Raw genomic sequence first — 13,751 nt, forward strand, 5'->3', positions numbered from 1 at the left:
GCTAGCTCTTCTTCGGGGTGGGCTTGGCCGCCGGCCGTGCGAAGTAGTGGTTGTAGGCCATGCGACGGCCGACGTTGGTGTCCAGGTCCCACTTCACGGCCCGGGCGGCGAACGCCTTCTGCGACGCGGCGATCTCCTTGAACATCGGATTGTCCGCCGACTTCTTCACCAGCACCTCGTCGAAGATCTGCAGCTGCTTCTGGAGGACCGAGTCCGGGGTCTTGAAGAACCTGACCTTGTCCTTGGTCTGCAGCTCGATGTAGTCCTTCGAGTAGCGGTCGATGGCCTTCCACGACATGTCGGACGAGGCGGCCTCCACGGCGTTCTCGATGATCGCCTTCATCTTGGCCGGCAGGGCGTCGAACTTGGTCTTGTTGAACGTGATCTCGAACTGCTCGGCATTCTGGTGGTAGCTCTGCAGCATGCAGACCTTGGAGACGTCGGCGAAGCCGAGGATGCGGTCCGACGTCGCGTTGTTGAACTCGGCGGCATCGAGGAGTCCGCGGTCCATGGCCGGGACGATCTCGCCGCCGGGCAGCGCGTTCACCGCCGCCCCCAGGCCCGTGAAGAGGTCGATGGAGATGCCGACCGTGCGGAACTTGAGGCCCTTCATGTCGTCGGGCTTGGTGATCGGCTTCTTGAACCAGCCCAGCGGCTGCGTCGCCATCGGTCCGTACGGGAAGGAGACGACGTTGGCGCCGATGGAGGCGTAGAGCTTGTTGAGCAACTCCTTGCCTCCGCCGTACTTGTGCCAGGCGAGCAGCATGTTGGCGTCCATGCCGTAGGCGGGACTCGATCCCCAGAGCGCCAGCGCCGTCTGCTTGCCGTAGTGGTACACGAGCACCCCGTGGCCGCCGTCGAGTGTGCCCTTGGACACGGCATCGAGCAGGCCGAAGGCCGGCACCACCGCGCCCGCCGGTAGCACCTCGATCTTCAGGTCGCCGCCGGTCATGTCGTTGACTTTCTTGGCGAAATCGTTCGCGTACTCGTGGAAGATGTCCTTGGACGGCCAGGTGCTCTGCCAGCGCATCGAGATCGGTCCCTGCGCCTTGACCACCGTCGGGAAGCCGAGCGCGGCCGCGCCCGCGGCCGCGGTGGCCGCGCCCCTCAGGAACCTGCGGCGCGGCGTTTCGGTCAGTGCTTGCGGATCGCTCATCAGACACCTCCTCGTGGTCCGTACTTGAAGTGCACGATCGTCCCCCCGGATGTGAATACCTCCCGCCCTCGGCGGGCCCGGCGGGCAAGCTGCCCAGCTCGCGCGGCAGGCGAACGGGATTGTAACCTCCGGTCCGACCGCCGTAAAGCGGCTTGTGGGCTCGCCTCGCTCGCGCGGCTGCGGCTCGCTGCCTCGCTCCGCTCGGGGGATCGCCATATCCGCTCGCCTCGCCTTCGGCTGCGGCTCGCACTACACCGATGCGGATGACTTCGCCGTGGCCAGCTCGGGCGGCCAGCGGCAGGGCCAGCTCGAGACCGAGCTTGAGCAGGCCGTAGACGGGCCGACGCGCGGCGAAGCGGGCCAGCCCGTCCCAGCCGCGGTCGCGGAGCCAGTGGCCGAGGCTCCAGAGGTAGTGGCGAGGCTTGGCCTGGTGCCAGCACCACTCGATACGGCCACCCGCTTCCTCCACGGCGCGGGCGAGGGTGCTCGGCGCGAAGTGGGAGAGGTGGCGCGGCAGCTCGAGCCCGGACCAGGCGCGCCCGAAGAGGCGCGCGCCGAGCCCACCGGCATTGGGGACCTCCACGATGAGCAGCCCGCCGGGGGCCAGCCACTGGAGCATCCGGCGCGCCAGGCCCACCGGGTCCGGGACGTGCTCGAGGACATGAAAGGCCGTCACCACGTCGAACCGCGCCGGGGCGAAGGGCGCCGTCAGCGCGTCACCCACGTGGAGGTCATCCGCAAAGCGCCGCGCTTTCTCGGCCGCGGCGGCGTCCACCTCGATGCCGGCGGTGCGCCAGCCGAGCGCCCGCGCCACGCCCAGGGCCCCGCCCGAGCCGCAGCCCACGTCGAGATAGCGTCCATGCCCGCGCCAGGGCGGGCAATCCCAGCGGAGGCGGCGGAGAAGGAGCCTCGCGCGGAGTCGCGTCAGGGCGCTCGCGTGCGCCCCCTGGAAGACCTCGTAGCCGAGACCCGTCGCGAGCGCCCACCGCACGGTCCGGACGCGGGAGGGCGACCCCTTGAAGGGGATGCGCGGCGACGGCTCCTGGTGGCGGGGGTAGCCGTCGGGGTAGCAGGCAGCCAGGTGGTCATCGGCCACGCGCGGGCGCTGGTAGAGGAAGCCGCAGCCCCGGCAGCGCTTCACCGAGTAGATGCCCGGCACCGAGAAGGCGCGATCCGGCGTGGCCCACAGGGGATCCGCCGCGCTCTCGCCGCAGAGGAAGCAGGGCGCGTCCACCGTCGGCAGGGGGACCGGTGCGGGCACTGTCACCACGGCGCGGGCACACGGGCTGTCGCCACGCCCGCGCCCGGCGCCGCGCCCCGCTCGATCACCGCTTGCTTATGAGGAAGTGGCCGACGGCGAGATGAGGCAGGCCGGAACGCTCGAATGTGTCCACGGCATCCTCGGCCGAGCACACGACAGGCTCGCCGTGGAGATTGAAGGACGTGTTGAGCACCGCGCCCACCCCCGTGCGCCGCTCGAACTCCCTGATCAGCGCGTGGTACTCGGGGTTCCACGCCTCCTCGAGGATCTGCGGGCGCGCCGTCGCATCCTGGGGATGGAGAGCGGCGGTCAGCGCCTCGCGCGCGTCGGGCCGGGTCGGCATGGCGAGCATCATGTAGGGCGAGCGGAGGCGCTTCGGGTTTTCCAGGTAGTCGTCGGCGCGCTCGGCCAGGATCGTGGGGGCGAAGGGCATCCAGAAGTCCCGGTTCTTGATCATCCGGTTGATGATTCCCACCACCCGGTGATCCGCGGGGTTGGCCAGGATGGAGCGGTTGCCGAGGGCCCGGGCGCCGAACTCCATGCGCCCGGCGCAGCGCGCGACCACACCGTCGCCGACCAGCAGCTCGGCGATGCGCTCCTCGATGCGATCGTGGAAGGCCACCTTGTACCGGCCCTGGAGGTTGCGGTCGCGGATCACCGCCTCGGCCTGCTCGTCGGTGACGGAGGGCCCGAGGTAGGCGGGGCCGAAGGGCTGGACGGCGGCCGGTAGCCCGCGCCGTGCGCACTCCTGGAGATAGCCGAGATAGGCCGCGCCGACGGCATTGGACTCGTCCCCGCAGGAGGGGAAGGCGAAGAGATCCTGGACCCACTCCTCGCGGGCGAGAAGCATGTTGGCCTTGACGTTCATGAAGACGCCGCCGCCGAGCGCCAGGCGCGATCCGCCGTGGCGCTGCCGCATGAGGCGCACCCAGCGGAGCAGGGTATCTTCCAGCAGCCGCTGGGCGCCTGCCGCCACCCAGTCGAAGCGCAACCCGAGCGTGGCCCGGAGCAGGAGAGCGTAGCGCTCGCCTGGCTTGAGCCACCGGAAGCGCGCCGGCGTCCCCGCCTCGAGATCGAAGACCTCGCGCAGCGCCTGCTCGGCCTGCTGCGCCCGCCCCTCGGGGGCATAGGGCGCGAGCCCCATCACCTTGTACTCGTGCTCGCCGAACTTCATCCCCAGCGCCAGCGTCACGAACGAGTAGAAGGCGCCGAGGGAGCCCGGCGCGCTCGAGGCTGCCTCGTGACGGACGAGGTCCCACCCGCGCCCGCTGGAGGCCGTGGCGCAGAGGCCGTCGCCGGAGTTGTCGTTGGTGAGGACCAGGGCGCCCGCCTCCCGCGTGGCGGGCCCGGCCCAGCCCGAGCCGTAGTAGGCGGCGGCGGCGTGGCAGGCGTGGTGGTCCAGGCACACGATCCGGTCGGCCCCGATCCCCAGGTGTCCGGCGACCAGGGCCAGCCGCTCGCTCTGGGGCAGGCCGAACTTGCCGCGCGAGGCATCCATGAGGCCGAACCGGGCGCCCAGCTTCCGCACGCGCTTCCGGAGCGCGCGCCGCGGCGAGGGCCACGCGAGGCCGTAGTACTCCCTGGCGTACGCGTCGTCGTGGAGGACCCGGTTGAGCCACTCGCGCGACGCGGCGCGCGCGCCGGCCAGGGCCACGACGTCGATCCGGGAGGGGACGATGCCCAGCTCGGCCAGCAGGGCGTCGATCGCCCGGCGCGGGTAACCGGCGTCGTTCTTCAGGCGCGAGAAGCGCTCCTCGGAGGCGCACCCGACGACGCGGCCGTCCACGAGGACGGCCGCGGTGGCGCAGTGAGTCTCGTTGACGCCGAGGACGATCACGCGCTCTTCGAGAGCGCCCGGACGATCTCGCGGCAGAAGGCCGGCAGATCATCCGGCTTGCGCGAGGTGATGAGAGTGCCGTCCACGACGACCTCGCGGTCCACCCAGCGGGCGCCCGCATTCACCAGGTCGTCCTTGATGGAGAAGAACGAGGTCGCCTCCTTCCCCCGGACCACGTCGGCGCTGACGAGCATCCAGCCGGCGTGGCAGATCGCCGCCACCACCTTGCCGTGCCGCGCCGCCTCGCGCACCAGCCGCACCATGGCCTCGTGGCGCCGCATGATGTCCGGGGCATACCCCCCCGGCACGATCACCGCGTCGAACTCCGCGGCGCTCACGGCCTCGGCCTGCGCGTCCACGCTCACGGGGTAGCCGTGCTTGGAGGCGTACGACTTGGCGCCGCCCGCGCCCACCACCAGCACCTCGGCCCCTTCCTCCTTCAGGCGGTAGTAGGGCACCCACAGCTCCATTTCCTGGTACAGGTTCTCGGCCAGGATCGCGATCCGCTTCCCCTTGAGGCTCATGTCCCCTCCTTGCGCTTCAGGATTTCCGGGAGGTCTTGGAGAAGAAGGTCCCCAGCCGCGGCTGGAGCTTCTTGCTCCCGCAGCCGGGACACGTGTACTCGCCACGGTCCCGCTCGCCGATGGTGAGGGTCATGGAGACTTCCTTCTTGCACTTCTCGCAGTAGAACTCGTAGAGCGGCATGGCGGGTCCTCCTTGCAGCGGTCCGGCCACGAGCTGAGACAGCGGCGCCTCCGACGCGCGTAAAGTATACTCCGCAGTCCCGCCGACGTGTAGAGCGCTCGGGACACCGTCACGGCGCGCTGGGGCGCCCCACGATGATCGAGAGACGCTCTCCGCCGCGTCTCAGCACGAGGGGCAGCGGGGCCTCCGGGGAGAGGGCCAGCAGCGCCTCCCTCACGGCCTGGACCGTGAGCACCGGCCGCCCGTTGACCTCCACCAGCACGTCCCCTGGCCTCATCCCCGCGGCCGAGGCGCGGCTGCCCGGGAGCACTCCGGTCACCGATGGCGGAGCCGATGGCCGCGCGCCGCCCGGCTCGCCTTGAGCCTCGGACTCGCGGACCAGGAAGCCGAACTCGGCAGCGATCCGCTCGGCGGCCACGGCCTCGGGCATGGGCGCGAGCCGCACCGGGACGAGGCGGCGTCCCTCTTCGCGCCGGAGCACGGTCAGCCGCACCGTCTCGCCGACTCCCGAGGAGGCCACGAACCGCTGCAGCGCGCGTGTATCCACGACGGGGCGGTCGGCGACGGCGACCACCAGATCCCCCCGCTGGAGCCCCGCGCCCTCGGCCGGCGTCTCCGGGATCACCTCGACGATCAGGGCGCCGAAGCCTTCCCGGATGCCGTGCCGGCGCGAGATCTCCTCCATCTCCTGCTCGGACAGATCGCGGATGCGTACCCCGAGCCAGCCCCACCCGCCCGCCGCCGGGGCGAGCCCGGCCCACGCCATCACCAGGACCGCGCTCAGGGCGAGTCCAGCGCGCGCGCGCGTCCCCCCCATCGTTCAGGGACCTCCCCGGAAACGGGCCAGGAGGGCTAGCCGATGCTCGGGAGCTGCATGCCGGACAGCGCCGCGACCCGGACCGTCACCGCTTCCGCCAGCTGGCGGAAGGCTTCCGCCTGGGTCGACTCGGGATGGCCCACGACGACGGGCAGTCCCGTGTCGCCCCCCTTTCGCGTCTCCATCTCGAGCGGGATCTGTGCCAGGAGCGGCACGCCAAACTCCTCGGCCACCTTGGCGCCGCCGCCTTCCCCGAAGATCGCATAGCGCTTCCCGGTGTCCGGCGCCACGAAGTAGCTCATGTTCTCCACGATGCCGATCACCGGCACGTTGAGCTTGCGGAACATCGTGAGCCCCTTGCGCACGTCGAGGAGCGCCACATCCTGGGGGGTCGTGACCATCACCACGCCGGAGAGCGGGATGATCTGCGAGAGCGAGAGCTGCGCGTCGCCCGTCCCCGGCGGCATGTCGCAGACCAGGTACTCGAGCGGCCCCCAGGCGACGTCCCGCAGGAACTGCTGCACGGCCGAGTGGATCATGGGCCCGCGCCATACCAGCGCCTCGCGCTCGGCGACGAGGAGCCCGATGGACATGATCTTGACGCCGTGGGCCTCCACCGGGAGGATCTTGTTGTCGAACATCCCGGGCCGCCCCCGGGCCCCCATCATGAGGGGCACGTCCGGGCCGTAGACGTCCACGTCCACGAGCCCGGTGGGGAGGCCGCGCTGCTTGAGCGCCAGCGCGAGGTTCACGGCCACCGTGGATTTGCCGACGCCCCCCTTGCCCGAGGAGACCGCGATGGTGTGCTTCACCTCGGGGATGAACTCCGGCGCCGCTGCCGCCGCCTGCGGGGCGCCGTGCGGGGCCGCCGCGGGCTGGGCGGCGCTGCCCATCTTCACCCGCACCTTGCTGACGCCGGGGATCCCGGACACGGTCCTCGAGGCCCCGCTGTGGAGCGCCGCCTTGACGGCGGGCGACTGGGTCGTGAAGGCCAGGGTGAAGGACACCTCCGAGTCCTGGATCTCGAGGTCGCGGACAAGGCCCAGGCTCACGATGTCCCTGCGCTGCTCGGGATCCTCGATGGCGCGGAGCGCCTGGAGCACGGCCGACTCGGTGATGGCGGGTCCGGGAGATGTCGTCATGGGTCCTCGGAACAGCGAAGATGATGACTCGAATGAAGTATAGGGGGAAGCCCCCGAGGCGTCAAGCAAGCCCCCGCGGAACTTGAAAGATCCGGTCGAACCTGCTAGAAAAGACAGGTGCTTGGACCCGACGAGTTCCGACGCGTGCTCGGCTGCTTTGCCAGCGGCGTGACCGTGGTCACGGCGTGGGACGCCGCCGGGCATCCCACGGGGCTCACTGCCAGCGCCTTCACCTCCGTGTCGCTGAATCCGCCGCTCGTGCTGGTCTGCGTGGCCCACATCGCGCAGAGCTACCCCGCCCTCCGCGCGAGCGAGCGCTTCGCCGTCAATATCCTGGGGGCCCACCAGGAGGCGCTCTCCCAGCGCTTCGCGACGCCCGCGACGGGCGACGGCGGAGAAAAGTTCCAGGGAATCAAGCACACGCCGGGCGCGCTGGGGCTGCCGGTGCTCGAGGGCGCTCTGGCGCAGCTCGAGTGCTCGACCGTGAACGCCTACCCGGGTGGCGATCACACGATCTTCGTCGGCCAGGTCGAGGCCGCCCGGTGCCAGGCCGACCCCGGCGCCGAGCCCCTCCTCTACTACCGTGGCCGGTACGGCCGCCTTCACCCGCCAGGAGGACCCCGCTGATGGCGATCCCGCTTTCCCGCCCCCCCGTGGACGACGAGATCAAGGGGGCGGTCCTCGCGGCCATCGACTCGCGCCAGTACATCCTGGGCCCGCAATGCCGCGCCTTCGAGGAGGAGTTCGCCCGCTACAATGGCGCCAGGCACGCCGTCCTCACCAGCAGCGCGACCTCCGCGCTCTGGATGACGCTCAGGGCCGTCGGCGTCAAGAGCGGCGACGAGGTGCTCGTCCCCTCGCACACCGCCTTTCCCACCGTGGAGGCCATCTGCTTCGCGGGCGCCGTCCCCGTCTTCGTGGACGTGGACGACTCCTACACGGTGGACGTCGAGGACGCGGCGGGCAAGGTCACGCCCCGCACGGTGGGCTTCGTCCCGGTGCACCTCTACGGCCATCCGGCCGACCTCGCCGCCGTCCGGACGCTTTGCGCGGAGCGCAGCCTCTGGCTCGTCGAGGACTGCGCCCAGGCGCACGGCGCGGCCTGGCGGGGGCGGAACGTCGGCAGCTTCGGCCGCGCCGGCGCCTTCTCGTTCTACCCGTCGAAGAACCTCACGGTCATGGGCGACGGCGGCCTCCTCGTCACCGACGACGACGACGTGGCCGCGCGCTGCCGGAGGATCCGCGACCACGGCCGGCTCAACAAGGACGTCCACGCGGAGGTGGGCTTCAACCTGCGCTTCAACGACATCCAGGCCGCCGTGGGCCGGGTGTTGTTGCGGCGGCTCGACGCCATGAACGACCGCCGGCGCGCCCTCGCCAGGCGCTACGTCGCGGGGCTCGCCGGGCTCCCGCTCGTGCTGCCCGTCGAGAGACCAGGCGCCCGGCACGTCTACCACCTGTTCGTGGTGCGGACGCCCCGGCGGGACGAGCTCGCCCGGTTCCTCAAGGACAGGGGCATCGCCACGGGCATCCACTACCCGGTGCCCTGCCACAGGCAGCCGGCGGTGGAGCACCTGAGCCCGCTGCCCCTCGAGCGGACGGAACGGATCGTCAAGGAAATCCTCACGCTCCCCATCTCGGCCGGTCACACCGACGCGGAGGTGGATGAGGTGATCGCGGCGGTGCGTCACTTCTTCGGAGGCTGATGCCGCTGCGCGTCCTGCAGCTCTATCCCAAGGCGGACTTCTTCACGGGCGCCGCGATCCAGCTGCGCGGCCTGGCCCGGGGGCTCCACGCGCGGGGCCATCGCGTGGTGGTGGCGACGCGGCCGAGCCCCATCTGGGCCGAGAAGTGCCGCGCGGAGGGCCTTGCCCACGCGCCCCTGCCGATGCGTCACGCCCTCGACCTGCGAAGCGCCGTGGCGCTGGCGCGGCTGCTTCGTGAGGAGCGCATCGAGATCGTCCACTGCCACAAGGGCAGGGCGCGCACCCTGGCGCTGCTGGCCGGGCTCCTGGTGAAGATCCCCGTGCTCGTCCTCAACCGCGGCGTCAGCTTCCCGCTGCGCCGCTGGAACCGCCTCGGCTACGCGACCCGCCGGGTGACGGCGGTGGTCGCCGTCTGCGAGTCCATCAAGCGCGGGCTCGTGGCGGCCGGGGTCCCCGCCGAGAAGATCGAGGTGATCTACTCGGGCACCGATCTCGGGCGTTTCCATCCCCAGGTGGACGGCAGCGGCATCCGCCGGGCGCTCGCCCTCGGGCCCGGGCACGCCCTGGTCACCCAGGTGGGCATCCGCTCCTGGCGTGGCAACGACGACGTGCTCGACGCCATGGCGCGCGTGCATCGCGAGGCGCCGCAGGCGAGGCTCCTCTTCGTGGGCTCCCCGCCCCCCCGCATCCCCATCCTGCTGGAGAAGGCGCGGCGGCGCGGCCTCGCGGGCGTGGTGTCCGTCCTCGGCCACCGGGAGGACGTCCCCGAGATCCTGGCCGGCAGCGACGTCGTGGTGGACGCCTCCTACGCAGGGCTCGGCCTCACGGGCTCGCTGCGCGAGGCCCTCGCCGTGGAAACGCCGGTCATCGGCACCGACCTGGAGGGGATGCCGGAGCTGATCCGCGACGGCGAGACGGGGCTGCTGGTCCCGCCGCGGAACCCGGAGGCGCTGGCCCAGGCGCTGCTCCGGGTGCTCGAGAATCCCGCCCGCGCCAAGGCCATGGCCCGCGCCGGGCGAAAGCGGGTCGAGGCGCACTTCTCGCTCGACGCCAAGGTCGAGCGCACGGAGGCGCTCTACCGGCGTCTCCTCGCCGCCCAGGGGGGCCGCGCGTGACCCGCCCGCGCTACACGCTCCTCTGGCGCCTGGCGCCGTACCTCAAGCCGTACTGGCGGATCCTGGTGGTGGGCACGCTGCTGGCGCTCCTCGTCTCCGCCGCGGAGGGGCTGATCGCCTGGCTGGTGAAGCCGGCCATGGACGACATCTTCCTCAAGCGCGACCTCCTGATGCTCAAGCTGCTCCCGCTGGCCCTGCTGGGCGCTTACCTGCTCAAGGGCGCGGGACGCTTCGGCCAGTCCTACCTCATGGCCGCGGTGGGCGAGCGGGTCATCGCACGGATCCGGCGCGAGCTGTACGGCCACATCCAGGGCATGCCCCTGGCCTTCTTCAAGTCGCTGCACTCGGCGGAGCTGATGGCGCGGGTCGTCACGGACGTCAACCGCCTGGCCCGGCTGTCCTCCACGGTGCTCGTCATGGCCGTGCGCCAGGTGGGCACCATCGTCGCGCTCCTCGTGGTGATGTTCATGCGCGAGTGGGTCCTGACGCTCATCGCAGTGGCGGTGTTCCCGGCGGTGGCCGTGACCATTCGGGCCCTCGGCCGCCGGCTCTACCGGATCAACAAGCGCTCGCAGGAGAAGATCGCCGAGCTCAACGTGGTGCTCCAGGAGTCCTTCACCGGCACCAAGATCGTCAAGGCCTTCGGGCGGGAGCGGCTCGAGCAGGAGCGCTTCGACGGCGTGAACGAGCGCCTGCTCCGGCTGGCCCTCAAGGACCACCGCACCGATCAGCTCTCGGAGCCGCTCATGGAGGTCCTGGGAGCGGTGGGGATCATGGGGGCGCTGTGGTACGGCGGCTACCGGGTCATCGCCGGCGCGCTGACCCCCGGCGAGTTCTTCTCCTTCACCGCGGCCGTGATCCTCCTCTACGGGCCGGTGCGCCAGCTCTCCCGCATGGCCAACACGGTGCAGCAGTCCCTGGGCTCGGTGGAGCGCGTCTTCGAGATCCTGGACACCGAGCACGCCATCGCGGACGCGCCCGGCGCGCATGCGCTCGAGGGCTTCCGGGACCGCATCGTCTTCGAGGCCGCCTCCTTCCGGTACCCGGACGCGGAGACGGACGCGCTCACCGACATCTCCCTCACCGTGCGGAAGGACGAGATGGTGGCCTTCGTGGGTCTGTCGGGGGCGGGCAAGACGACCCTCATGGACCTCCTCCCCCGCTTCCACGACGTCTCGGCTGGGCGCATCACCATCGACGGTCACGACCTGCGGCAGGTGACCGTCGCCTCGCTCCGGGCCCTCATGGGCATCGTGACCCAGGAGACCTTCCTCTTCCACGACTCGCTCGAGTACAACATCGGCTACGGCAGGCCGGGGGCCACGCGCGAGGAGGTGGAACACGCGGCCCGGCTCGCCCAGGCCCACGACTTCGTCGCGGTCCTGCCGCAGGGCTACGCCACCCGGGTCGGCGAGCGCGGGGTCAGGCTCTCCGGCGGGCAGCGCCAGCGCATCGCCATCGCGCGCGCGTTCCTCAAGGACCCGCCCATCCTGATCCTCGACGAGGCGACCTCCGATCTCGACGCCGAGAGCGAGTTCCTGGTGCAGCAGGCGCTGGCCGAGCTGATGAAGCGTCGCACCGTGCTCGTCATCGCTCACCGGCTCGCCACCGTGCGCAACGCCGACCGGGTCGTGGTGGTCCACGGCGGGCGCATCGCGGAGATGGGCCGCCACGATGAGCTGATGGCGCGCGAGGACGGCATCTACCGCCGCCTCGCCGCGCTGCAGATGCTCGACGCGCCCGTCTCCGGCTGAGGTTCTCGCGGAACACCTCGACCGCGAGCCGCCGGGGCCCGGAGGGCCGCGGGCCGCGGCAGACTCTTGGAACTTGTTGACGATGGGCCGGCGCCAGTCCTTGAGCGAGCCACCCAGCCGCCCTGTGCCAACCCTCATCCCGTCTACCTTGCTGACGCGATCATTGTCGTTACGGCTGCGACGACCCCGACAGCAACACACGCGCACACACAGACGCGCGCGCGCGAGGTAGAACGCCATTGGTCGCCGTGAGTAGTCGTTCAAGCCGCCGGCGCTCCTCGTCTTTCGCGAACGTCGCCGCTTCGAGGATCGGACGGAGGTTCCTCCTGATGAGGTCAGCATCCGTCTCGAGTCGGAGCAACTCGAGTGTCGAAATCCGCCGGAAGTGCTGCTGATCGTCCTTTTTCGGGAGTTCTCCCTGTAGGAGGCGACCCAGCACCCCATAGAGGATCCCGAGCGTCCACGGCACGAAGGCGCTCAGGCGCATCGGCAGAGGGGCGGTCGCGAGCAGCCCCTGCACGGAGAAGATCCCGGCGCCCATGAGTCCGCTGAGCCAGGCGAGCATCCTCTCGGTATGCTCGTGAGAGCCCGCAGCCAGTTGATGTCCTTCTCGGAACGCGGCCGCCGTCGTGCCGCAGAGAGCGTGCAACTCGGCAAGAGCGGCGGTGGCCGGAATGGTGGCCGAGGCTCCTTCCGTCATCGTCCACGATCCTCGTTCCACTTCAGGCAACACACATGAAGTTCCTGCGGAACGATCACCTCGAGCCGCCCGCCGCATTGGAGCGTCCGCCCCTGTTTCTCTGCTTCCATCCCCGATCCCTCCGGGGAGTCCTCCCGCACGAGGGTCAGCATGTCCTCTGGCCCTTGCTCCGCCCTGCTGGTGGTTGAGTGGGCGCGCGACGGAGACCACACCTGAGCGGCGTCAGGAATGGAAGGCGTCAACGCCTACTCCGCCTCGAAGCCGTGATTCGAGAACTTGAGCGTCTTGCTGTTCTCCGTGACCGTCCTCACCACGGTGTCCGGGACGCCCCCGGGGATGTCGGCCTCGATCTCGAGCGTGACCTTGACCGTGGCACCGAGCAGCCCGGCGAGGTGCGCGATCACCTCGTCGCCGACACGGCTGGCGTCGCGGCCCACGCGTGTGGGATCGAGGGCCACAGAGCCGTGGAAACGCTTCGGCCTGGGGGGCTTGGGGGCCTCGGCCGGCCCTGAGCCAGGTCCGGACGGTGCCTGCCCTGTCCCACCGGGGCGCGCTTCCGGGTCGCCTGCCGGCGGCTCGCCGGTCGCCCCTTCACCGCCTGCAGCCCTTCCCCCTGCGTCCCTCTCCACCTGCCGCTGTGCGACCTCTGGCCGCACCAGCAGCCCTGCAGCGTCGCCGCCAGCGATCAACTGGTGCTGCCCGATCCGCAGCCCCCGATAGCGCCCGGCGGCCTCATCGAAGCTGTCGGCGTAGGCGAAGGATTCCTGGTGCCACAGGAGCAAGCCGAGGCCATCTCGAACGGCGGCCAGGAGGACCGCCGTGTCCTTGAGCCGTGGTAGGTACACGTACCGGGCGAAGTCCTCGGCGAGCTGCTTGATCGCGACGTGATCCCCGCGCCACAGGGGGACGCGGTCGAGCTCCATGCGGAGGCGGGTGCCGGCCAGCGCGGTCACCAGCAGCTCGTCGTTCTTCAGCTTCTTGCTGGCCCGCACGGCCAGCGCGTCTTGCCCGGTGAGGCGGAAGGCCTGCCACTCGACGCTGGCCTGGGGCGAGGCCTGCACCGGCACCAGCAGCCACTGGTAGGCCTCGGGCAGCCGGGCCGTCACGACACCGTCCGCGGCGTCCTTCTGCGCCTCCGCCTGCCGCACCTGGTGCGGCGAGAGGTCGAGGGTGTCCTTCTCGGCGACGATCGACTCCCAGGCGAGAAAGCGGCGCGCGGCCTCGTCGAGGTCCTGGAGCCGCGTCTGGTCCACCGCGAGGAAGACCAGCGTGTTGCGGAAGAGGCGCGGGGTGTTGCCACGGGACTCGAAGATGGCCTTCGCGGCAGCCTCGGCGGCACTGCCCCCTCCCTTGCCGTAGGGGTGGTCGATGCCGAGCACCACCAGCCGCGCGTCCATGTCGTCGGGCACGTCCTGGCCAGACTGCGGCAGCGGGTGGATCCGGCTGAAGTCGCCGATCTTCCGCAGGTCGGCGCGCAGCCGTTTGTCGATCTCCTGGGCGACCTTGTCCGGGGCGCGCTTGAACTGCTCGGCGCGGTCCTCCGCCAGCTTGGTCACTG

The 13,751-nt window shown here is 70.8% G+C and carries 12 protein-coding genes and 1 pseudogene; 4 read left to right on the top strand and 9 right to left on the bottom strand.

Translation table 11 applies throughout. The annotated features are described in order from the left end of the window. Position 1: 1 nt before the first annotated feature. The 7 genes and pseudogenes from HYV93_16595 to HYV93_16625 form a co-directional block, all read right to left on the bottom strand. Entirely contained in the window at positions 2-1,156 is a 1,155-nt protein-coding gene (locus HYV93_16595; protein ID MBI2527590.1) for a C4-dicarboxylate ABC transporter, read from the bottom strand. A gap of 454 nt (positions 1,157-1,610) precedes the next feature. Next, positions 1,611-2,426: pseudogene (locus HYV93_16600) on the bottom strand (class I SAM-dependent methyltransferase). Positions 2,427-2,481: 55 nt separating this feature from the next. After that, complete coding sequence (locus tag HYV93_16605) at positions 2,482-4,254, bottom strand: hypothetical protein (GenBank protein ID MBI2527591.1); 1,773 nt, start codon at positions 4,252-4,254, stop codon at positions 2,482-2,484. Then, on the bottom strand, positions 4,251-4,778 hold the full coding sequence (locus HYV93_16610) for a type 1 glutamine amidotransferase (protein ID MBI2527592.1): 528 nt from the start codon (positions 4,776-4,778) through the stop codon (positions 4,251-4,253). The genes HYV93_16605 and HYV93_16610 overlap by 4 nt, the downstream gene beginning before the upstream one ends. A gap of 16 nt (positions 4,779-4,794) precedes the next feature. Continuing rightward, a complete protein-coding gene (locus HYV93_16615) occupies positions 4,795-4,959 on the bottom strand; it encodes a zinc ribbon domain-containing protein (GenBank protein MBI2527593.1) in 165 nt (54 codons plus the stop codon). Positions 4,960-5,068: 109 nt separating this feature from the next. Next, positions 5,069-5,776, bottom strand: coding sequence for a PDZ domain-containing protein (locus HYV93_16620; protein MBI2527594.1), 708 nt, complete (start codon positions 5,774-5,776; stop codon positions 5,069-5,071). 35 nt (positions 5,777-5,811) lie between these two features. After that, on the bottom strand, positions 5,812-6,918 hold the full coding sequence (locus HYV93_16625; GenBank protein MBI2527595.1) for an Mrp/NBP35 family ATP-binding protein: 1,107 nt from the start codon (positions 6,916-6,918) through the stop codon (positions 5,812-5,814). A gap of 117 nt (positions 6,919-7,035) precedes the next feature. On the opposite strand from HYV93_16625, the gene HYV93_16630 reads away from it, so the two are divergent. The 4 genes from HYV93_16630 to HYV93_16645 are packed head-to-tail and all read left to right on the top strand — an operon-like array spanning position 7,036 to position 11,493. After that, positions 7,036-7,545: a flavin reductase gene (locus HYV93_16630; protein ID MBI2527596.1), complete on the top strand. Its 510-nt coding sequence runs from the start codon at positions 7,036-7,038 to the stop codon at positions 7,543-7,545. Next, positions 7,545-8,624, top strand: a complete 1,080-nt coding sequence (locus HYV93_16635) for a DegT/DnrJ/EryC1/StrS family aminotransferase (protein MBI2527597.1) — start codon at positions 7,545-7,547, stop codon at positions 8,622-8,624. Before HYV93_16630 ends, HYV93_16635 begins: the two co-directional genes overlap by 1 nt. Next, on the top strand, positions 8,624-9,739 hold the full coding sequence (locus tag HYV93_16640) for a glycosyltransferase family 4 protein (GenBank protein ID MBI2527598.1): 1,116 nt from the start codon (positions 8,624-8,626) through the stop codon (positions 9,737-9,739). The genes HYV93_16635 and HYV93_16640 overlap by 1 nt, the downstream gene beginning before the upstream one ends. Beyond that, on the top strand, positions 9,736-11,493 hold the full coding sequence (locus HYV93_16645) for an ABC transporter ATP-binding protein (GenBank protein MBI2527599.1): 1,758 nt from the start codon (positions 9,736-9,738) through the stop codon (positions 11,491-11,493). Before HYV93_16640 ends, HYV93_16645 begins: the two co-directional genes overlap by 4 nt. Before the next feature lie 169 nt (positions 11,494-11,662). On the opposite strand, the gene HYV93_16650 is transcribed toward HYV93_16645, so the two are convergent. Continuing rightward, positions 11,663-12,193, bottom strand: coding sequence for a hypothetical protein (locus HYV93_16650; GenBank protein ID MBI2527600.1), 531 nt, complete (start codon positions 12,191-12,193; stop codon positions 11,663-11,665). Positions 12,194-12,438: 245 nt separating this feature from the next. Continuing rightward, on the bottom strand, positions 12,439-13,751 hold a 1,313-nt coding region (locus HYV93_16655), incomplete at its 5' end, for an AAA+ family ATPase (protein MBI2527601.1).

The sequence above is a fragment of the Candidatus Rokuibacteriota bacterium genome (assembly GCA_016188005.1).
Classification (GTDB): Bacteria; Methylomirabilota; Methylomirabilia; order Rokubacteriales; family CSP1-6; genus UBA12499.

Bases quoted from the DNA above. Each gene is read 5' to 3' on its own strand.
- HYV93_16595 (MBI2527590.1), bottom strand. From the start codon at position 1,156: ATGAGCGATCCGCAAGCACTGACCGAAACGCCGCGCCGCAGGTTCCTG.
- HYV93_16610 (MBI2527592.1), bottom strand. From the start codon at position 4,778: ATGAGCCTCAAGGGGAAGCGGATCGCGATCCTGGCCGAGAACCTGTAC.
- HYV93_16615 (MBI2527593.1), bottom strand. From the start codon at position 4,959: ATGCCGCTCTACGAGTTCTACTGCGAGAAGTGCAAGAAGGAAGTCTCC.
- HYV93_16620 (MBI2527594.1), bottom strand. From the start codon at position 5,776: ATGGGGGGGACGCGCGCGCGCGCTGGACTCGCCCTGAGCGCGGTCCTG.
- HYV93_16625 (MBI2527595.1), bottom strand. From the start codon at position 6,918: ATGACGACATCTCCCGGACCCGCCATCACCGAGTCGGCCGTGCTCCAG.
- HYV93_16635 (MBI2527597.1), top strand. From the start codon at position 7,545: ATGGCGATCCCGCTTTCCCGCCCCCCCGTGGACGACGAGATCAAGGGG.
- HYV93_16640 (MBI2527598.1), top strand. From the start codon at position 8,624: ATGCCGCTGCGCGTCCTGCAGCTCTATCCCAAGGCGGACTTCTTCACG.
- HYV93_16650 (MBI2527600.1), bottom strand. From the start codon at position 12,193: ATGACGGAAGGAGCCTCGGCCACCATTCCGGCCACCGCCGCTCTTGCC.